This window comes from Bosea sp. ANAM02 (assembly GCF_011764485.1).
In the GTDB taxonomy this organism is placed as follows: domain Bacteria; phylum Pseudomonadota; class Alphaproteobacteria; order Rhizobiales; family Beijerinckiaceae; genus Allobosea.
The window spans coordinates 3,805,304-3,824,801 of record NZ_AP022848.1 but is presented as its reverse complement, the minus strand read 5'-3'; the positions used below and the strand labels follow the sequence as shown (position 1 = coordinate 3,824,801).

General features: G+C 67.0%; 21 protein-coding genes. 17 read left to right on the top strand and 4 right to left on the bottom strand.

Features of this window, described 5'->3' with window-relative positions; genetic code table 11:
* The first annotated feature begins 24 nt into the window (after positions 1-24).
* Positions 25-291, top strand: a complete 267-nt coding sequence (locus tag OCUBac02_RS18300; protein WP_047579571.1) for a BQ00720 family protein — start codon at positions 25-27, stop codon at positions 289-291.
* Between the two features lie 18 nt (positions 292-309).
* Here the strand turns inward: OCUBac02_RS18300 and OCUBac02_RS18295 are convergent, their stop codons facing one another.
* Positions 310-1,086: an alpha/beta hydrolase gene (locus OCUBac02_RS18295; RefSeq protein WP_244638977.1), complete on the bottom strand. Its 777-nt coding sequence runs from the start codon at positions 1,084-1,086 to the stop codon at positions 310-312.
* Positions 1,087-1,193: 107 nt separating this feature from the next.
* Between OCUBac02_RS18295 and OCUBac02_RS18290 the strand changes: the two genes are divergently transcribed.
* Positions 1,194-2,411 carry a glycosyltransferase family 4 protein gene (locus OCUBac02_RS18290; RefSeq protein ID WP_173047672.1) on the top strand — a complete coding sequence of 406 codons (1,218 nt, stop codon included), beginning with the start codon at positions 1,194-1,196 and terminating at the stop codon, positions 2,409-2,411.
* A gap of 113 nt (positions 2,412-2,524) precedes the next feature.
* Complete coding sequence (infC, locus tag OCUBac02_RS18285; protein ID WP_047575650.1) at positions 2,525-3,067, top strand: translation initiation factor IF-3; 543 nt, start codon at positions 2,525-2,527, stop codon at positions 3,065-3,067.
* Between the two features lie 60 nt (positions 3,068-3,127).
* Here the strand turns inward: infC and OCUBac02_RS18280 are convergent, their stop codons facing one another.
* Positions 3,128-3,724, bottom strand: a complete 597-nt coding sequence (locus tag OCUBac02_RS18280) for a TetR/AcrR family transcriptional regulator (RefSeq protein WP_173047670.1) — start codon at positions 3,722-3,724, stop codon at positions 3,128-3,130.
* A 105-nt stretch (positions 3,725-3,829) separates the two neighbouring features.
* Here OCUBac02_RS18280 and OCUBac02_RS18275 point away from each other — a divergent pair, with 105 nt between their 5' ends.
* The 3 genes from OCUBac02_RS18275 (at position 3,830) to rplT (ending at position 5,834) form a co-directional block, all read left to right on the top strand.
* On the top strand, positions 3,830-5,038 hold the full coding sequence (locus OCUBac02_RS18275) for an MFS transporter (protein WP_173047668.1): 1,209 nt from the start codon (positions 3,830-3,832) through the stop codon (positions 5,036-5,038).
* A gap of 192 nt (positions 5,039-5,230) precedes the next feature.
* Positions 5,231-5,431, top strand: coding sequence for a 50S ribosomal protein L35 (rpmI, locus tag OCUBac02_RS18270; protein ID WP_047575639.1), 201 nt, complete (start codon positions 5,231-5,233; stop codon positions 5,429-5,431).
* A gap of 28 nt (positions 5,432-5,459) precedes the next feature.
* Complete coding sequence (gene rplT, locus OCUBac02_RS18265; protein ID WP_047575636.1) at positions 5,460-5,834, top strand: 50S ribosomal protein L20; 375 nt, start codon at positions 5,460-5,462, stop codon at positions 5,832-5,834.
* 327 nt (positions 5,835-6,161) lie between these two features.
* Here the strand turns inward: rplT and OCUBac02_RS18260 are convergent, their stop codons facing one another.
* A complete protein-coding gene (locus OCUBac02_RS18260; protein ID WP_173049678.1) occupies positions 6,162-6,938 on the bottom strand; it encodes an LOG family protein in 777 nt (258 codons plus the stop codon).
* A 115-nt stretch (positions 6,939-7,053) separates the two neighbouring features.
* Here OCUBac02_RS18260 and pheS point away from each other — a divergent pair, with 115 nt between their 5' ends.
* The 7 genes from pheS to OCUBac02_RS18225 all read left to right on the top strand — a co-directional run bounded on the left by pheS (position 7,054) and on the right by OCUBac02_RS18225 (position 15,530).
* Positions 7,054-8,136, top strand: coding sequence for a phenylalanine--tRNA ligase subunit alpha (gene pheS, locus OCUBac02_RS18255; RefSeq protein WP_173047666.1), 1,083 nt, complete (start codon positions 7,054-7,056; stop codon positions 8,134-8,136).
* Positions 8,137-8,164: 28 nt separating this feature from the next.
* Positions 8,165-9,346, top strand: a complete 1,182-nt coding sequence (locus tag OCUBac02_RS18250) for a ceramide glucosyltransferase (RefSeq protein ID WP_173047664.1) — start codon at positions 8,165-8,167, stop codon at positions 9,344-9,346.
* A 26-nt stretch (positions 9,347-9,372) separates the two neighbouring features.
* Positions 9,373-11,796 (top strand): phenylalanine--tRNA ligase subunit beta, encoded by a 2,424-nt coding sequence (gene pheT, locus OCUBac02_RS18245; protein ID WP_173047662.1) that lies wholly within the window; start codon positions 9,373-9,375, stop codon positions 11,794-11,796.
* A 234-nt stretch (positions 11,797-12,030) separates the two neighbouring features.
* Positions 12,031-12,933 carry an alpha/beta fold hydrolase gene (locus OCUBac02_RS18240; RefSeq protein ID WP_173047660.1) on the top strand — a complete coding sequence of 301 codons (903 nt, stop codon included), beginning with the start codon at positions 12,031-12,033 and terminating at the stop codon, positions 12,931-12,933.
* Entirely contained in the window at positions 12,930-14,006 is a 1,077-nt protein-coding gene (locus OCUBac02_RS18235) for a tartrate dehydrogenase (protein WP_173047658.1), read from the top strand. The genes OCUBac02_RS18240 and OCUBac02_RS18235 overlap by 4 nt, the downstream gene beginning before the upstream one ends.
* A gap of 49 nt (positions 14,007-14,055) precedes the next feature.
* Complete coding sequence (locus OCUBac02_RS18230) at positions 14,056-14,760, top strand: TerC family protein (RefSeq protein WP_047577341.1); 705 nt, start codon at positions 14,056-14,058, stop codon at positions 14,758-14,760.
* A 26-nt stretch (positions 14,761-14,786) separates the two neighbouring features.
* Entirely contained in the window at positions 14,787-15,530 is a 744-nt protein-coding gene (locus OCUBac02_RS18225; RefSeq protein WP_173047657.1) for a TerC family protein, read from the top strand.
* Positions 15,531-15,538: 8 nt separating this feature from the next.
* On the opposite strand, the gene OCUBac02_RS18220 is transcribed toward OCUBac02_RS18225, so the two are convergent.
* Positions 15,539-16,147 carry a 4'-phosphopantetheinyl transferase family protein gene (locus OCUBac02_RS18220; RefSeq protein WP_173047655.1) on the bottom strand — a complete coding sequence of 203 codons (609 nt, stop codon included), beginning with the start codon at positions 16,145-16,147 and terminating at the stop codon, positions 15,539-15,541.
* A 113-nt stretch (positions 16,148-16,260) separates the two neighbouring features.
* On the opposite strand from OCUBac02_RS18220, the gene OCUBac02_RS18215 reads away from it, so the two are divergent.
* From OCUBac02_RS18215 to OCUBac02_RS18200, 4 genes are all read left to right on the top strand, one after another.
* Entirely contained in the window at positions 16,261-16,992 is a 732-nt protein-coding gene (locus OCUBac02_RS18215) for an AzlC family ABC transporter permease (RefSeq protein ID WP_173047653.1), read from the top strand.
* A complete protein-coding gene (locus tag OCUBac02_RS18210; RefSeq protein WP_173047651.1) occupies positions 16,979-17,296 on the top strand; it encodes an AzlD family protein in 318 nt (105 codons plus the stop codon). Before OCUBac02_RS18215 ends, OCUBac02_RS18210 begins: the two co-directional genes overlap by 14 nt.
* Positions 17,297-17,574: 278 nt before the next feature.
* Entirely contained in the window at positions 17,575-18,447 is an 873-nt protein-coding gene (locus OCUBac02_RS18205) for a branched-chain amino acid aminotransferase (protein WP_173047649.1), read from the top strand.
* A gap of 17 nt (positions 18,448-18,464) precedes the next feature.
* Complete coding sequence (locus tag OCUBac02_RS18200; protein WP_173047647.1) at positions 18,465-19,442, top strand: NAD(P)H-dependent flavin oxidoreductase; 978 nt, start codon at positions 18,465-18,467, stop codon at positions 19,440-19,442.
* Positions 19,443-19,498 lie beyond the last annotated feature (56 nt).

Here is a 19,498-nt window from a genome sequence, read left to right as displayed (position 1 = left end):
CGCACTGCTCTGAAGGAGGGCGCGATGAAACAGGACAGGAATCTCATCCAGACCAACCCGCTGACCCCTGCGGAATTCGCTGCGCTCGGCGCCGGTGAGGTCGCCTACATCAAGTCGATGAGCTCGGACGAGCTGATGCGGATCTTCCCGCAGGCGCCGAAGATCGAGTCCGGCTTGCAGCTCTTCACTCTGCTCTCGGCCGACGGCGCGCCGATCCTCGTCACGGATTCGCGCGAGGCTGCCACCGCCAATGCCTGGGAGCATGATCTGAGGATGGTCAGCGTCCACTGACGCCGGCCTCTCCCCTCCTCAGGGCGCGGTCGCGATTCCCGCGACCGCCGCTTGCAGCCTCACGATATCGTCCGGCGTGGACAGGCGGTGGTCGCCGTCCTTGATCAGCGTCAGCACGACCGGATCGCCGCTGAGATGCTCGACGAGCTTCAGCGCCTGGCGCCAGGGCACGTCGGGGTCGCGCATGCCCTGCAGGATATGCACGGGGCAGCCGGCCCTGATCTCGCCGCCGAACATCAGGTGCCGGCGCCCGTCCTCGATCAGGGCGCGGGTGATCGGCGTCGGCTCGGGCGAGTACTCCGAAGGCCGCTGCCAGACGCCTTCGTCGAGGATCGTCCGGCGGATCGAATCGGGCATCTGCGCCCACATCAGCTCTTCGGAGAAATCGACGGCCGGGGCGATCAGGACGAGGCCTGCCGGCTGGAGCGGCGTACCGAACAGCTTGCGCGCCGCGAGCAGCGCGATCCAGCCGCCCATCGAGGAACCCACCAGGATCGGGCGCTGCCGGCACTGGCTTTCGATCGCCGCCAGCGCGTCGGCGAGCCAGTCCGACAGAGTGAAGCTGCCGAAGTCGCCGTCGCTCTCGCCATGGCCGCCATAGTCGAAGCGCAGGAAGGCGCGACCGGCCCCCTTGGCCCAGTCGGCCAGCGCCTCGGCCTTGGTCGCGCGCATGTCGGAGCGGAAGCCGCCGAGCCAGACCACCGGCGCAGCCGTTCCCTCCTGCAGGAGATAGGCGAGGCGGCGCTTCGACGGGGCGTCCCCGACTTCGAGCCATTGCGGCGGCTGGCGCTCCAAGGCAAATCTCCTGTGACGAATCAGGGTGCCGCGGCGATTAGAGGCTGCGACGCCTAACCGATAGGGGCATATTCGCCCCTGTTCACGAAAGTCCAGATCAAGCGAGCATGTCCTTCCAACCGGGTGCCCATCTTTCGCTGCCGTCGACCGAAACGCATCCGCTGGCGGGGCGGACGATCCTGCAGATCATTCCCGAGCTGGAAGCCGGCGGGGCCGAGCGCACCGCCGTCGATATCGCCAAGGGTCTGACCGATGCCGGTGCCCGCGCGCTGGTCGCGACCGAAGGTGGGCGCCTCGTCGCCGAATTGCAGGCCAAGGGCGGGGTCTGGCTGCCGTTCCCGGCCGCCTCCAAGAACCCGGTCGCCATGCTCCTCAACATCCGCAAGCTAGCGCAGCTTTGCCGGCAGGAGGGCGTGGAGCTGATCCATGCCCGCTCGCGTGCCCCGGCCTGGGTCGCGCTCGGCGCGGCGCGGCTGCTGAAGCTGCCCTTCGTCACCACCTATCACGGCTCCTACAACAGCCGCTCGGCGGTGAAGACGCTCTATAACTCGGTGATGGCGCGCGGCGACGTCGTCATAGCCAATTCCCACTACACGGCCGGCCTGATCCAGGCGAAGCATCCGGTGGCGGGCGACCGGGTCCGGGTCGTCAATCGCGGCACCAATTTCTCGGCCTTCGCGCCTGCTGCCGTCGGTGCGGAGCGGGTCCAGGCCTTGCGCAAGGCCTGGGGCGTCGAGCCTCATCAGCGCATCGTGCTGCTGCCCGGCCGACTCACCAACTGGAAGGGCCAGCGCGTGCTGATCGAGGCCGCGCGTCTGATGCGCGATGGCGGCGATACCGATACCGCCTTCATCCTCGCCGGCGATGCGCAGGGCAGGGACGGCTACGTCAAGGAGCTCGACACGCTGATCGCCAAGGCCGGGCTGGAAGGCCGCGTGAAGCGCGTCGGCCATTGCGCGGATATGCCGGCGGCGATGCTCTCGGCTGCGGTCGTCGCGGTGCCCTCGACCGATCCGGAAGCCTTCGGCCGCGTTGCGGTCGAGGCTCAGGCGATGGGCACGCCCGTCGTGGTCTCGGATCTCGGCGCCGTGCCGGAAACCGTGCTGGCGCCGCCGCAGGTCCAGCCCGGCGAGCGCACCGGCTGGCGCGTGCCGCCCGGCGATGCCGCAGCGCTGGCCGCCGGCCTCAACGAGGCATTGGCTTTGCGCCCCTCCGCGCGCGATGCGCTGGCACGGCGCGCACGCGTCCATGTCGAGCGGCATTTCTCGCTTGAGGCGATGGTCGCGGAAACCCTGGACGTCTATTGCGCGTTGCTGGGGCGTTGATCCGAGCGCGGGCGAATGCCTGCCGCGGCGGTGTCATGCATTGACATCGCGCATCTTTGTGCAATGTGTCTGCAACAACGGCGCGACGCGCGCCAAATACAGGAGAACACCCCATTCGTCGTCCCTACCGCGCAGCCCCGACCCCGACCAAGGAAGGTCCCCGCTCGAACCGCGACATCCGCGGCGTTCGCGAGGTTCAGCTCATCGACGATACCGGCGCCAACCGTGGTGTCGTATCCTTTTTCGATGCGTTGAAGCTTGCCGAGGATGCCGGTCTCGACCTCGTCGAGATCGCCCCGAACTCCGTTCCGCCGGTCTGCAAGATCCTCGATTACGGTCGTTTCCGCTTTCTCGAGCAGAAGAAGGCCTCGGAGGCGCGCAAGAAGCAGCGCACCATCGAGATCAAGGAAATCAAGCTGCGCCCCGGCATCGACAAGCACGACTACGACGTGAAGATGAAGGCCATGCACGGCTTCTTCGAGGAAGGCGACAAGGTGAAGGTCACCCTGCGCTTCCGCGGCCGCGAGATGGCGCATCAGGACCTCGGCGTGAAGGTGCTGGAGCGCGTCAAGGTGGATACCGCCGAGATCGCCAAGGTCGAGAGCGACTGGCAGCTCGAAGGCCGCCAGATGGTCATGGTGCTCGCGCCCCGCTGAGGCGCGGGAGACCCGCGATCGCATACGGATCGAGAAAAGGGGCGCCGTCGGCGCCCTTTTTCATGTCGCTTTGCGCAGCAGCCCGTCGAGCATCGCGTCGAAGGCGTCTGTGGCGCCCTTGAGGGCCGCTTCCGGATCGGGCGCATGGGCGATCCACTGCGCTGCATGCTGGGTCGCGCCGAAGATCAGTGTCGCGACCGCCTCCGGATCCAGCGGCGCCAGAACGCCTTCGGCGACGAGCCAGTCGAGGCTCCGGGCCATCATCCGGATGCAGTCGTTCTGGATCGGCCAGCTCCAGGGATCGCCGAGCACGGCCGGGCCGTCGCGCAGCATGATGCGCTGCATTTCCGGTTCCAGCGCCATGGCGAGATAGGCGGCGCATTCGTCGCGGAACCCGGTCCAGCGATCCGGGGCCCTGGTGGAGACGGCACGCAGCCTGACGGTCATGTCCGCGTCGATCTGGTCGATCACGGCCGCGAACAGCCCCTTCTTGTCGCCGAAATGGTGATAGAGCGCGCCGCGCGTCAGCCCGGCTGCAGCCGTCATTTCGTCCATCGAGGCGGCCGCATAGCCCACCGTGCCGAACGCCTCGCGGGCGGCGGCGATCAGGCTGGCGCGGGTCTCCGCGATCATGTCGGCACGAACTCGGCGGGCCATCATACCTCCATCACATACGTCCCGTATGTTAATTGACATACGAGGTGTATGCAATTACGCAGTCACTTACATACGCGGCGTATGTCCGCAATCACGGTTCGAGCCATGCCTAACCCCTATCGCGAAATCTTTCAGGCGCCCGGCGCCTTGGCCTTTTCATCCGCTGGCTTCATCGCCCGCCTGCCGGCTTCCATGGTCGGGCTCGGCATCGTCACCATGCTGTCCGAGCGGCGTGGGGAATATGCGATCGCCGGCGCCGTCGCCGCGACCTTCGCGCTCGCCAGCGCGCTGATCACGCCGCAGGTCTCGCGTCTCGTCGACCGCTACGGCCAGCGCCGCGTGCTGATGCCGGCCGCCACCGCCGGAGCGCTCGCGCTCAGCGGCTTGATGCTCTCGACCTGGGCCGGTGCGCCGAGCTGGCTGCTCTTCGTCTTCGCGCTGCTCGCCGGCCTGATGCCGAGCATCGGTGCGATGGTCCGGGCGCGCTGGACCGAATTCTATCGCGACACCCCGCAATTGCGCACGGCCTTCGCCTTCGAATCGGTGGTCGACGAGGTCATCTTCATCGTCGGGCCGATCGTCGCGATCGGGCTCAGCGTCAGCCTGTTTCCCGAGGCCGGGCCGCTCGCCGCCCTAATCTTCCTCGTCGTCGGCGTGCCCCTGCTCTGCGCGCAGAGGCGCAGCGAGCCGCCGGTTCGCGGTGATGTCGCGGCGGACGGTGCTTCGGTCATCGGCGTCGGCGGTATCCAGATCGTCGTGCTCGTGATGATCGCGATCGGTGCGATCTTCGGCACGGCCGAGATCACCGCCGTCGCCTTCGCGGAAGCGCAGGGACAGAAAGCCGCAGCGAGCCTGCCTCTGGCGGTCTACGCGACGGGCTCGCTGATCGTCGGCCTCGTCTTCGGGGCGTTGCGGCTCAAGGTTTCGCTCGCCATGCAGTTCCTTGCGGCGATCGCGCTGGCGGCGGCGACGACCTTGCCGCTGCTTGCCGTGACCGGACTTTATTCGCTGGCGCTGGTCTTCTTCATGGCCGGCGCGGCGGTCTCGCCGACGATCATCATCGCGATGGGGCTGGTCGAGCGCCTGGTGCCGGCGCGTCAGCTCACCGAGGGCATGACCTGGGCGATGACCGGCATCAGTATCGGCATGGCGGCTGGCGCCTCGGCTGCGGGCATCCTGATCGACGCCCATGGTGCCCAGAGCGGCTTCTGGATCTCGGTGGGGGCGGGTGTCGCTGCGCTGCTGGTCGTGCTGATCGGTTATGGCCGCCTGCTCGACGCGCGGCGCGAAACGCTGGTCTGCGAAGCCGCCTGAAGTCCGGAACGGGGAAACCTCGCCGGGCATTGCCGGCTTCGCACTTGCAATAGCGGCCGTTTTCTGCGATAGGCCCGGCCTTCGATCGCCCGGCTGATAAGGGCTGCCGTGGCGATCGTGCTTTGCTTCCCGAAAGCAAGACATTGGCGACGCGCTCGAAAGACGCGAAGCCTCGACCATTGAGGAGCTGAAATGCCCAAGATCAAGACCAAATCGGCCGCCAAAAAGCGGTTCAAGATCACCGGTACCGGCAAGGTGCTCTACGCCCAGGCCGGCAAGCGTCACGGGATGATCAAGCGGACCAACAAGCAGATCCGCAATCACCGCGGCACCACGACCCTCTTCGAGGGCGATGCTGCCAACGTGAAGAAGTTCTTCCTCCCCAACGGCTGACGCCACCTGATACACCGGAGATCATGACATGGCTCGCGTGAAACGGGGCGTTACCGCCCACGCCAAGCACAAGAAGACGTTCAAGGCCGCCAAGGGCTTCTATGGCCGCCGCAAGAATACGATCCGCGCCGCCAAGGCGGCCGTCGATCGCTCGATGCAGTACGCTTATCGCGACCGCAAGAACAAGAAGCGCTCGTTCCGCGCGCTCTGGATCCAGCGTCTCAACGCTGCGGTGCGCGAGCACGGCCTGACCTATTCGGTTTTCATCGGCGGCCTGATCAAGTCGGGCATCGAGCTGGACCGCAAGACCCTCTCGGCCATGGCCATCGACGATGCAGCCTCGTTCGCTGCGGTTGTCGAGACGGTCAAGGGCGTGCTGGGCGCCGAGGCCAAGGCTGCGTAACAACCACTGCCTGAGCAGCCTTGCAGTGCTGAATTGGAAAAGGCCGGCGGTGACGCCGGCCTTTTTCTTTTGGGCGGAAGCCTTCTGTCGTCATTCTCGGGCGGAGCGAAGCGCAGACCCGAGAATCTCGTGCCGAAAGAAGTGCGGACAGCGCGGGGAACCCTCTCCTGTAAGGAGAGGGCAGGGTGAGGTGTCGGCCGTTGGACGCTTTGGCTGTTGACCTGACGGTTGCTGCGGAAGGGGCTTGGCGAACTGGTCCAGGGACCTACACCTCACCCCTACCCCTCTCCTTACAGGAGAGGGGATCCCGCGCCTCTTATTGGGAGTTTACGTCTGCACGCTGCCGTTCTTCGGCGGGTTCCAGCCTTCGCCGGCGCCTTCGACGATCCGGTCATAGGCTTCCTCCGGCGAATCCGCGTAAGCGAACAGCTTGAGGTCGTCCGGCCGGATGAAGCCGGCCTCGGCCATGCGGTCGAGATTGAGCAGGCCCTTCCAGTAACCGGAATCGTAGAGCACGATCGGCACCGGCCCCATCTTGCCGGTCTGGACCAGCGTCATGATCTCGAAGAGTTCATCGAGCGTGCCGAAGCCGCCGGGGAAGACGACGAGCGCCACCGCCCGCATCGCCAGATGCATCTTCCGCATCGCGAAATAGTGGAACAGGAAGGTCAGGTCCGGCGTCGACCAGGCATTCGGCTCCTGCTCGTGCGGCAGGGTGATGTTGAAGCCGATCGAGATCGCGCCGGCCTCGGTGGCGCCGCGATTGGCCGCTTCCATGATGCCCGGCCCGCCGCCCGTGGCGATGACGTGGTGCCGCCCGGCCTCGCCCTCGCGGAGCGCCCCGCCGCGCTCGGAGGCGATACGTCCGAAGCTGCGGGCGGCCTCATACCAGGGATTGCCCTCGCGCACCCGCGCCGAGCCGAAGACGACGATGGTCGAGACGACGCCGCGCGCCCTCAGGCTGTCCTCCGCCTTCTGGTATTCCAGCATGAAGCGCGCACCGCGCATCGAATCGCCGAGGATGAAATCCGGGTCGAGCGCGGCCATCCGGTAGGAGGGCGATTCCTTCTGGCGGGTGTTGTCGGGCAAGGCATCCTCCTGCATCGGCATCGGCCATGCTGAGCCGGTTCGGCAAAGCGTCGCTTCGCTCTGGCATAACCCGGCCGTTCCCGCTAGAACGCGCCCGTTCCCACGCCTTCAAACGCTTGCGACTGAATTCATGACCGATATCGCCACCCTGGAACGCGACGTCCTCGCCGCGATCGATTCTGCCGCCGATGAAGCCGCCGTCGAGGATGTGCGCATCGGCGCCCTCGGCAAGTCCGGCTCGATCTCGGCGCTGCTGAAGACGCTCGGCGGCATGACGCCGGACGAGCGCAAGGAGAAGGGCCCGCAGATCAACGGCCTGCGCGACCGTGTCCAGAGCGCGATCGCCGCCCGCAAGGAGGCACTGGGCGAGGCTGCGCTGGAAGCCCGGCTCGCCTCCGAGCGCGTCGACGTCTCGCTGCCGGTTCAGGACGGCCCGGAGGCGCGCGGCCGCATCCACCCGATCAGCCAGGTCATCGACGAGATCACGGCGATCTTCGGCGACATGGGCTTCGCCATCGCCGAAGGCCCGGATGTCGAGACCGACGACCTCAACTTCACCAGGCTGAACTTCCCGGTCGGCCATCCCGCCCGCGAGATGCACGATACCTTCTTCTTCGCGCCCGATGAGAACGGCGAGCGCAAGCTGCTGCGCACGCATACCTCGCCGGTGCAGGTCCGCACCATGCTGGCACAGCAGCCGCCGATCCGGGTGATCTGCCCGGGCCGGACCTATCGCAACGATTCCGACCAGACCCACACCCCGATGTTCCATCAGGTCGAGGGGCTGGTCATCGACAAGTCCGCCAATCTCGGCCACCTCAAGTGGATCCTCGAAGAGTTCTGCAAGTCCTTCTTCGAGATCGACGGCGTGAAGATGCGCTTCCGCCCGTCCTTCTTCCCCTTCACCGAGCCTTCGATGGAGGTCGACATCCAGTGCTCGCGCAAGGGCGGCGAAATCCGCTTCGGCGAGGGCGACGACTGGCTGGAGATTCTCGGCTGCGGCATGGTCCATCCGAACGTGCTCAGGAACTGCGGGCTCGACCCCGAGGTCTATCAGGGCTTCGCCTGGGGCATGGGCATCGACCGCATCGCCATGCTGAAATACGGCATGCCGGACCTGCGCCCCTTCTTCGAGGCCGATGTGCGCTGGCTTGCCCATTACGGCTTCCGCCCGCTCGATCTGCCGACGCTGACGGGCGGCCTCTCCTCATGACGGCATCGACCGCGCAGGGGAGGGCACGATGACGCCTGCGGGCTGGGCGGCGGTGATCGCCGTGCTGCTGGTCGCGATGAACCTGGCGAGTCAGGCCATCGCGTTCTGGCGGCTGCGCCGGCCCCTGCAGCGCTCCGCCCTGCTCGACGAACTGCCGCAAGTGACGATCGTCCGGCCGGTGCGCGGCATCGAGGCCTTCAGCCGCGAGACGGCGGTCTCGGGGCTGGAGCTCGCCTATCCCCGCTACAGCACGATCTTCTGCGTCGCCGACGCCCACGATCCGATCATTCCGCTGATCGAGGAACTGGTCGGCATCTATGGTGCCGACAAGGCCCGCCTGATCGTCGGCGACGTGCCTGTCAGCGCTAACCCCAAGCTCAATAACTGCGTGCGCGGCTGGGAGGCGGCACAGACCGACTGGGTCATCCTCGCCGATTCCAACGTGCTGATGCCCAAGGATTACATTCAGCGCATGCTGGCCGCGTGGCAGCCCGCGACCGGTCTCGTCTGCTCGACGCCGGCCGGTTCCCGGCCGCTATGCTTCGGCGCCGAAGTCGAATGCGCCTTCCTCAACGCCTTCCAGGCGCGCTGGCAATATGTCGGCGAGGCCCTTGGCCTCGGCTTCGCACAGGGCAAGTCGATGCTCTGGAACAAGCCCTTCCTCGACGCCAATGGCGGTATCGCCGCGCTCGGCGCCGAGATCGCCGAGGATGCGGCCTCGACCAAGCTGGTGCGCAATACCGGCCGGCAGGTCCATCTCGTCGGCCAGCCTTTCGAGCAGCCGCTGGGCCGGCGCCGACTGAGGGACGTCGTGCAGCGCCAGTTCCGCTGGGCGCGGTTGCGGCGCGTGACCTTCCTGCCCTTCTTCGCGCTGGAAATCCTCTCCACGCCTTTCCTTGCCGCCATACTGGCCGCCTTCGGCGCTTCGACGCTGGGGCTGTCGGCCGGGCTCGCGCCGCTCCTCGTCCTGCTCGTCTGGTATGCCGGCGATATCCTGCTCTCGGCCGGCGTTGGCTGGTTCCTGAACTGGCGCTCGCCCTTCGCGATGCTGGCACGCGACATCGCCTTTCCCGGCATCTGGGCCTATGCCTTCATCGGCGGCGAGGTGAGCTGGCGCGGCAATGCCATGAAAATCCGTACCGACGGCGCCAACAGGCTCAACGACACGGCCCCGACCTTGTCGGCGGCCAGCACTAAGATTTCCGACTGATCCGAAGATACTGACCCGATAGCCCGATGAAATTCACGATCTCCTGGCTCAAAGAGCATCTCGACACCGACGCCTCCGTTGCGGAGATCACTGATGCCCTGACCCGCGTCGGCCTCGAGGTCGAGGCGATCGAGGATCGCGCCGCCGCGCTCCAGGCCTTCACCATCGCCTATGTCATCGAGGCGAAGCAGCATCCGAATGCCGACCGTCTGCGCGTCTGCATGGTCGATACCGGCGCCGGCGAACCCGTGCAGGTCGTCTGCGGCGCGCCGAACGCCCGCACCGGCATGAAGGGCGTGTTCTCGCCGCCGGGCAGCTATATCCCCGGCAAGAAGGTCACGCTCGGCAAGGGCGTGATCCGCGGCATCGAATCGAACGGCATGCTGGTCTCGGAAGCCGAGCTCGAACTCTCCGACGATCATGACGGCATCATCGAACTGCCGGCGGACGCGCCCGTCGGCCAGCCCTACGCCCCCTATGCCGGGCTCGACGACGCCGTGATCGAGATCGCGGTGACGCCGAACCGGGCGGATGCGCTCGGCGTCGCCGGCATCGCCCGCGATCTCGCTGCCGCCGGCCTCGGCAAGCTGAAGAGCTCAGCCGTCCAGCCGATCGGCGGCTCCTTCCCGTGCCCGGTGAAGGTCACGCTCGATTTCGCCGGGGAGGACAAGAAGCTCTGCCCGGCCTTCGCGCTGCGCCTCGTGCGCGGCGTCAGGAACGGCCCCTCGCCGGATTGGCTGCAGGCGCGTCTGCGCGCCGTCGGCCTCAGGCCCATCAACGCGCTAGTCGACATCACCAATTTCATGACGCTCGACCGCAACCGGCCACTCCACGTCTTCGATGCCGCCAAGGTGAAGGGTAACCTCACCGTCCGCCGCGCCAGGGCGGGCGAGACCATCCTCGCGCTCGACGGCAAGACCTATATGCTGACCGACGAGCAGGTCGTGATCGCTGACGAGCACGGCGTCGAATCGCTTGCCGGCATCATGGGCGGCGAAGCCTCGGGCTCAAGCGAGACGACCACCGACGTCTTGATCGAGAGCGCGCTCTGGGACCCCTTGAACATCGCCCGCTCCGGCCGCGCGCTCGGGATCAATTCGGATGCGCGCTACCGCTTCGAGCGCGGCGTGGATCCCGATTTCGCCCGGCCGGGCCTCGATCTCGCCACCGCGATGGTGATCGAGCTCTGTGGCGGCGAAGCCTCCGAGGTGGAATTCGTGGGCGAGCTGCCGGCCAGCCCCGCCGCGATCGATTTCCCCTGGTCCGAGGTCAAGCGCCTTACCGGGCTCGAACTGCCGCAGGCCGAGATGCAGGAGGCTCTCACCTCGCTCGGCTTCCAAGTCTCGGGCGCCGGTGATCGAGTGAAGGTCGCAGTCCCGTCATGGCGAGCCGATGTCGGCGGCAAGGCCGATCTCGTCGAGGAGATCGTCCGCATCGCCGGTCTCGACCGCGTCGCCTCGACGCCGCTGCCGCGCATCAAGGGCGAGGTCGTCAAGCCGGTGCTGACCGTGCTGCAGAAGCGCACCCGCACCGCCAAGCGCACCCTCGCGGCGCGCGGCCTCGTCGAGGCCGTGACCTGGTCCTTCATCTCGCATGATCAGGCGAAGCTCTTCGGCGGCGGTTCGCCGAAGCTGGCGCTCGCCAACCCGATCGCCGCCGATCTCTCGGATATGCGGCCCTCGCTGCTGCCGGGCCTGATCCGCGCCGCGCAGAGCAATGCCGATCGCGGCTTCCCGGATGTGGCGCTGTTCGAGGTCGGGCAGGTCTTCAAGAGCGACGAGCCGGAAGGCCAGCTCATCGCCGCGACCGGCCTGCGCCGTGGCACCGCCCGCCTCGACGGTACCGGCCGCCACTGGGATGGCGGCGCAAAAACCGTCGACCTGTTCGACGCCAAGGCAGATGTGCTCGGCCTGCTCTCGGGGCTCGGCGTCCCGACCGGCGGCCTCCAGATCGTCGCGGGCGGCCCGTCCTGGGCTCATCCCGGCCGCTCGGCCACGCTGCAGTTCGGCCCCAAGGGCGTGATCGGCGCCTTCGGCGAGGTCCATCCCAAGATCCTCAAGGCGCTTGACGTGAAGGGTCCGCTGGTCGCTTTCGAGATCCATCTCGATGCGCTGCCGCTGCCCAAGGCCAAGCCGACCAAGGTCAAGCCGAAGCTCGTGCTCTCCGATTTCCAGCCGGTGACGCGCGATTTCGCCTTCATCGTCGACAAGGCGGTGGCGGCCGGCGACATGGTCAAGACGGCGCAGGGTACGGATCGCGCGCTGATCGCCAATGTCGGTGTCTTCGATCTCTACGAGGGTGCGGGCGTCGAGGCCGGCAAGAAGTCGGTCGCGCTCGCGGTCACCTTGCAGCCGACCGAGAAGACGCTGACCGAAGCCGAGATCGAGGCCGTGGGCAGCAAGATCGTCGCCGAGATCGGCAAGCGCTACGGCGCGACGCTGAGGGGCTGATCGCGCTTCATCGTCATGGTAGGGCCTGTCCCGACCATCCACGTCTTCCTTCAACGAAGGCGGTGTTCAAGACGTGGATGCTCGCCACAAGGGCGGGCATGACGGGCCGGCTCGCCTGCATTCGCCAGCCAGAAGTCCCTTCCCACCATTGATCGACATTATGTAATAATCCATGCGCGAAATCCCTGCACTTTCGGGGTAAGCGCTGACGCATTCTTGCATCTCCGCGGTCCTATGCTTCTCACTGAACGTCCCGTCACAGACAATCTGTTCCCCGGCTTTCGCCTGCTCGACGTCACGACGTCCGGGCCACGCATTCGCGTGCGGATGGGCGGGGAGGGACCGCCGCTCCTGCTGCTGCACGGCTATCCGCAGACGCATGTGATGTGGCGCCGGATCGCGCCGCTGCTCGCCCCGCATTTCACCCTGATCTGCCCGGATCTGCGTGGCTACGGCGATTCCGGCAAGCCGCCGAGCGACGCCGAGCATGCGCCCTACTCCAAGCGCGCCATGGCGCAGGACATGGCCGAGGTGATGAGCGCGCTCGGGCATGAGCGCTTTTTCGTCGGCTCGCACGATCGCGGCGCCCGCGTCGCCCATCGCCTAGCGCTCGACCATGGCGAGCGGGTGCTCAAGCTCGCCACCCTCGACATCGCGCCGACGCGCGAGATGTATCGCGACACCACCGATGCCTTCGCCCGCGCCTACTGGCACTGGTTCTTCCTGATCCAGCCCGCGCCGATGCCGGAGCGGATGATCGAGAGCGACCCGGAGTTCTACTGGACGAGCCGGCGCGCCTCGGACATGCGCCTGTTCGAGCCGGAGGCGCTTACCGAATACCTGCGCTGCTTCCGCGATCCCGCCATGATCCATGCGAGCTGCGAGGATTATCGCGCCGCCGCGACGATCGACATCGCTCATGACGATGCCGATGGCAACCGCAAGCTCGCCTGCCCGCTGCTGGCGCTCTGGGGCGAGCGCGGCATCATCGGAAAATGCTTCGACCCACTGGCCATGTGGCGCGAGCGTGCGCAGGATGTGCGCGGCCGGGCTCTGCCGGGCGGACATTATCTGGCGGAGGAGGTCCCCGATCTCGTCGCCGCGGAATTCAGCGCCTTCTTCGGAGAGACCGCATGACCGGGACCAACCGCGTTTACCGCATCGCCGTGATCGCCGGCGACGGCATCGGCAAGGAGGTCATGCCCGAAGGCCTGCGCGTGCTCGCGGCCGCCTCGAAGAAATACGGCTTCGAACTGCGTCTCGACCAGTTCGATTTCTCCTCCTGCGACTACTACGCGAAGCACGGCAAGATGCTGCCGGACGATTGGAAAGAGAAGATCGGCGGCCATGACGCGATCTATTTCGGCGCCGTCGGCATGCCCGCCCAGGTGCCGGACCATGTCTCGCTCTGGGGTTCGCTGCTGCTGTTCCGGCGCGAGTTCGACCAATACGTCAACCTGCGCCCCGTGCGCCTGATGCCGGGCGTGCCCGGCCCGCTCGCCAACCGCAAGCCCGGCGATATCGACTTCTTCGTCGTGCGCGAGAACACCGAGGGCGAGTATTCCTCGGTCGGCGGGCGGATGTATGCCGGCACCGAGCGCGAGATCGTCATCCAGGAGACGGTGATGAGCCGCGTCGGCGTCGACCGCGTGCTGAAATATGCCTTCGAGCTGGCGCAGCGCCGCCCCCGGAAGAAGCTGACCTCGGCAACCAAGTCCAACGGCATCTCGATCACCATGCCCTACTGGGACGAGCGGGTGAAGGAGATGGCGAAGAACTATCCGGGCGTGGCGGTCGACCAGTACCATATCGACATCCTGACCGCGCATTTCGTGCTCAATCCCGACCGTTTCGACGTGGTCGTCGCCTCCAACCTGTTCGGCGACATCCTCTCCGATCTCGGCCCGGCCTGCACCGGAACGATCGGCATCGCGCCGTCGGGCAACATCAACCCGACCGGAGATCATCCCTCGCTGTTCGAGCCGGTCCACGGCTCGGCGCCGGATATCGCCGGGCAGGGCATCGCCAATCCCGTCGGCATGATCTGGTCGGGCGCGATGATGCTGGACCATCTCGGCGAGCACGAGGCCGCCAAGGGCATCGAGGCCGCGATCGAGCGTGCGCTCGGCGATGCCCGGACCCGGACCCGCGATCTCGGCGGCTCGCTCGGCACGGAAGCTGCCGGCAAGGCGGTCGAGCAGGCGCTTTGAGGCGCCGGCCTCGGCGCCAGGTCGTATCCATATTCAAAGGTTTGAGATCATGGATTTAGCGTCGGTTTCCATTGTCGATCCGCTGGTCTGGGGCAAGCTGGCCGAGATCATCCTGCTCAACATCGTGCTTTCCGGCGACAATGCGGTCGTCATCGCGCTGGCCTGCCGGGCGCTGGCGCCGGCTCAGCGCACCAAGGGCATCGCACTCGGCGCCGGTGTCGCGGTCGTGCTGCGCGTGCTCTTCACCGTGTTGATCGCCTCGCTGCTGAACACGCCCTTCCTGCGGATCGTCGGCGCCGGCCTGCTGATCTGGATCGCGGTAAAGCTCATCATCGAGGAGGAAGGGCAGGACGAGGATTCGATCACCGCCAGCAGCAAGCTCTGGAAGGCGGTGCAGACGGTCGCCATCGCCGACATCGTCATGAGCCTCGACAACGTGTTGGCCATCGCCGCCGTCGCCAAGGATTCGATTCCGCTGCTGATCGCCGGGCTCGTCATCTCGATTCCGCTGATCGTGCTCGGCGCCTCGCTGATCACCAGCCTGCTGACGCGTTTCCCGATCCTGGTCTGGGCGGGTGCGGCGCTGCTCGGCTGGGTCGCGGGCGAGATGTTCGAGAGTGACCCCTGGCTGATCGCGCGCTTCGGCGAGGAATTGCTGCACAAGCTGGAATACCCGGCCGCGATCCTGGGCGCGCTGCTCGTGCTCGGCCTAGGCTATTTCATTAAATCTCGCCGGCCCGATCCGGCGCACTGACAAACCAAAAAGGGGCAACCTGACCGATGGATTTCGCATCTTCCGCCTTCTGGACATCACTGCTCCAGATCATCTGGATCGACCTGCTGCTGTCGGGCGACAACGCGGTCGTGATCGCGCTCGCCGTGCGTTCGTTGCCGGAGAAGCAGCGCAAGGTCGGCATCTGGCTCGGCGCCGGCGCGGCGGTGGGCCTGCGCATCATCTTCGCCGTGGTGGTCAGCTACCTCCTGAACATCCCCTTCCTGAAGGTCGTCGGCGCGCTGCTGCTGTTCTGGATCGCCATCAAGCTCGCCAAGGGTGAGGAAGAGGCGCATGGCGAGATCGAGGCCAGCGACAACCTCTGGAAGGCGGTACGCACCATCGCCATCGCCGATGCGGTGATGAGCCTCGACAACGTGCTCGCGATCGCCGCCGCCGCGCGTGGCCATTTCGAGCTGTTCGTGTTCGGCCTGCTGCTGACGATCCCGTTGATCATCTTCGGCGCGCGCATGCTCTCGGCCGTTCTCGAGCGCTTCCCGATCCTGATCTGGCTCGGCGCGGCCCTGCTCGGCTGGATCGCCGGCGAGATGCTGCTCAGCGACATGGCGGTGATGCAGTGGCTCCAGGTGCATATGCCGAGCTGGGTCCAGAGCGTGCCGGTGTCCGAGACGAACCCGGCCGGTCTCCTGCCCGCCAAGGTGCCGTTCTACACGGCGGCGGTGCTCGGCGCGGCCTTCGTCTGCATCGTCGGCTATGCCCTCAAGAAGAAGCCGATCGATCAGGCGGGCTGAGCTTCAGCCTAACGGGTAATAACAAGCGCGGCGGCCATGATTTCATGGCCGCCGTTTTTCATGGTGCGGAGTGCGCCGGTGAAGTCGGTGTGTGCGGAGGCATCGGTCACGCGAAAGGTCGTTTCGGAGAGGAGCGACACCACGAAACTCTCCGGCGCACGCCGAAAGCCCGTCCCCAAAGCCTTCACATAAGCTTCCTTCGCGGCCCAGAGGAGCGCGAAGCTCCGGGCTCGCTCGGTGAGGGCAACGGCGTCGAGGGCGCTGCGCTCGTCGGGGTGCAACAGGTCGAGCGGTGGCGCAGCCTGTTCATCGACTTGTTCCACATCGACGCCCAGCGGCTGGCGCGCGAGGCCGACGGCGACGATCCCGGCGCGTGTCGCCAATGAAAGATGGAGGCCGGTCTCACGAGGCCGATCGAGCAGCGCGCGCCCGGCCGCATCATGCGCGATGGCGACGTCCTCTGCCCGGCAACCGAGCTGGCGGGCGACGATCCGCCGGGCCGTGCTGCGCCTCAGCGCGGAGCGCTCCGTCAGGTTGCGTGGCATCGCGCCCGTCCGGACCAGCCAGATCGCGGGCAGGGCAGGGGCGATGGCATCGGCGTCGTCGAACCAGTGCATGGCCCATCTGTAGGGCTCCTGCCGAAGGCTGTCGCGCCCTGCGCGGAATTCATGCAGCTGCGCCGTTCGCGCGCGTTGACCTTCGCGCAAGGTTTCCCGCTTCTGGAAGGATCATGTCAGCCGATCCGAACCTGCCGCCGGTCGTCCCGGACGCACCGATCACCGCCGCCGGGATGATGCTCGGCCTGCGCAAGGTTTCCGTGCTGATGCCGGGTATCGTCGTCTTCGCCGTCGCCTTCGGGGCGGCCGCAGCAGCGAAGGGGCTCTCCCTGTTTGAGACCTTGCTGATGAGCGGCTTCGTCTATGCCGGCGTCGCGCAGCTCGTCTCGCTGGAGCTCTGGCGTCCCGAATGGAGCTGGGGCGCCATCGCCGGCATCGCCGTGGTCACCGCGACGGTGAACGCCCGCATGGTGCTGCAGGGCGCCTCGCTGCAGCCCTGGTTCGCGAAATATCCGAAGGCGCTCAACGCCTTCCATCTCTTCTTCTTCACAGATGCCAACTGGCTGATCGGCACGCGCTACCGGGCAGAGGGCGGCCGCGATCTCGGTGTTCTGGTCGGAGCGGGGCTCGCGCTCTGGCTGGTCTGGGTCGTTGCGACGGGCGGCGGCTACATGCTCGGCGCGCTGGTCAGCGATCCGCGCCGCTACGGCATCGATCTGGTGATGCCGATCTTCTTCGCCGCGATGATCGTGCCCCTCTGGCGCGGGAAGCGGGGCATGGTGCCCTGGGTCGTCGCCGGGGTCGTCGCGCTGGTGACGGCGAGGCTTATCGACGGCTACGCCTTCATCATCGTCGGCTCGCTCGCCGGCGCGGTCACGGGAGCGTTCTCCGATGACGCTGCCTGATCTCGGCACCTGGGGGGCGCTGGCTGCGATCACCGCCATGGCCGTCGCGACCTATCTCTGCCGCATCTCCGGCGTGGCGCTGATGAGCATCATCCCGCTGACGCCGCATGTCCGGCGCGGACTCGCGGCCCTGCCGGGCTCGATCGTGGTGGCGACAGTGCTGCCGCTGGTCGAGCGGCTCGGCTGGGCCGCGGCGGTCGCGCTGCTGGCGGCGGTCGGCACGATGATCCTGCGGCGCAGCGAGTTGCTGGCGCTGCTCGTCGGCATGGCCGCGATCTCCGGCCTGCGCGCGCTCGGCTTCTAGGGGATTGCGAACGCAGCCCTCATCCTGAGGAGCCGCGTCAGCGGCGTCTCGAAGGATGTTCCAGGAGGCCGCGGAACCATCTGGAGCATCCTTCGAGACGCAAGCCTGTGGCTGCTCCTCAGGATGAGGGCTGAGTTTCAGAAAGCCCTCGATCCATCACGCGGGCCGATTGCTTCCATCACATCACGTCATCCCGATATGCATCGCCGCATGTTGACGACGACGGGCGGGGGGAGGACGGTGCGGCTGAGTTGGATCGCCTACAATGGAGCGCCGTCATGGCATGGTATTCTCAGACGTGGACCTGGTTCGATGGCGCCTGGCATGAGGGCAATCCCGGCATCGTCGGTCCGCGCAGCCATGTGCTCTGGCAGGCCTCGTCGGTCTTCGACGGCGGTCGCTATTTCGATGGCGTCGCGCCGGACATCGACTTGCATGCCGCCCGCGTCAACCGCTCGGCCACCGCGCTCGGCCTGAACCCGACCGTGGAGCCCGGCTTCATCGTCGAGAAGATGTTCGAGGGTGCCAAGAAATTCGCGCCCGGCACGGCGCTTTACGTCAAGCCGATGTATTGGGGCGAGGCGGACGGCCCCTCCACCATCATGCCCGACCCGGAATCGACCCAGTTCGCGCTCTGCCTGTTCGAAGCGGCGATGCCGCAGCCGACCAACGGCTTCTCGGTGACCAAGGGCGCCTTCCGCCGCCCGAGCTACGAGACCGCTCCGACCGACGCCAAGGCGGGCTGCCTCTATCCGAACAATGCCCGCGTCCTGAAGCTCGCGAAGGCCGCCGGCTTCGACAACGCGCTGGTGCTCGACATGCAGGGCAATGTCGCTGAGACCGCGACCTCGAACATCTTCCTCGCCAAGGACGGCGTCGTGAAGACCCCGGTTCCGAACGGCACCTTCCTGAACGGCATCACCCGCCAGCGCGTCATCAGGCTGCTGCGCGAGAACGGCGTGCCGGTCGAGGAATGCAGCCTGCGCTACGAGGATTTCGAGCAGGCCGACGAGATCTTCATGTCCGGCAACTATTCGAAGTGCATGCCGGTGACCCGCATCGACAACCGCACGCTCCAGCCCGGCCCGCTCTTCCGCCGCGCCCGCGAGCTCTACATGGACTACGCCCACAGCAAGCCGAAGGCTGCCTGATCCGGAAGGCAGGGTCCATGGCACGCCTCGCCACGCGACTGACCGAACGCCTCGGCATCGCCCATCCCATCCTGTCGGCACCGATGGCGCTGGCAGGCGGTGGGGCGCTCGCCGCGGCGGTCACGCGCGCCGGCGGCCTCGGCCTGATCGGTGGCGGCTATGGCGATGCGGCCTGGATCGAGCAGCAATTCGCGGCTGCCGGCAACACACAGGTCGGCTGCGGCTTCATCACCTGGTCGATGGCGAAAAAGCCCGAGCTTCTGACGCAGGCGCTGGCCCATAAGCCCGCCGCACTGATGCTCTCCTTCGGCGATCCGCGCCCCTTCGCGGGCGAGATCGCGGCGGCGGGCGTACCGCTGATCTGCCAGTGCCAGACGCTCGCCCATGTCCGGCAGGCGCTGGATGCCAATGCAGCCATTATCGTGGCCCAGGGCTCCGAGGCCGGCGGACATGGCGCCAGCCGTGCGACGCTGCCCTTCGTGCCCGAGGCGGCGGACCTGATCGCCCGCGAAAGCCCCGATACGCTGCTCGTCGCCGCCGGCGGCATCGCCGATGGCCGGGGACTGGCGGCGATGCTGATGCTGGGCGCCGACGGCGTCCTCGCCGGGACGCGCTTCTGGGCGAGCCGCGAGGCGATGGTGCATGAGCGCCACCATGCCGCGGCCGTCGCCGCGACCGGCGACCAGACCGTGCGCTCGTCACTGCCCGATATCGCCCGCCAGCTCGACTGGCCGAAGCCCTTCGATATCCGCGTTGCGGACAATGCCTTCATCGCGGCATGGGCGGGCCGCGATGCCGCGCTCAAGGGTGCCATCGCTGTCGAGGGACCGGCCTATCGCGAGGCCTTCATGGCCGGCGATCCCGACAGGGCCGCCGTCATCTTCGGCGAGGCCGCCGGGCTTGTCTCCGATATCCCGAGCGCCGGCGAGATCGTCGAGCGCATGGTGGCGGAGGCGGTGGCGCTGCTCGGTGGCGCGAAGCGTTTCCTGGCTTGAAGAACATCCTCCGTCATGCTCGGCTTGACCCGAGCATCTCCTGCCGCTGAGGGCGC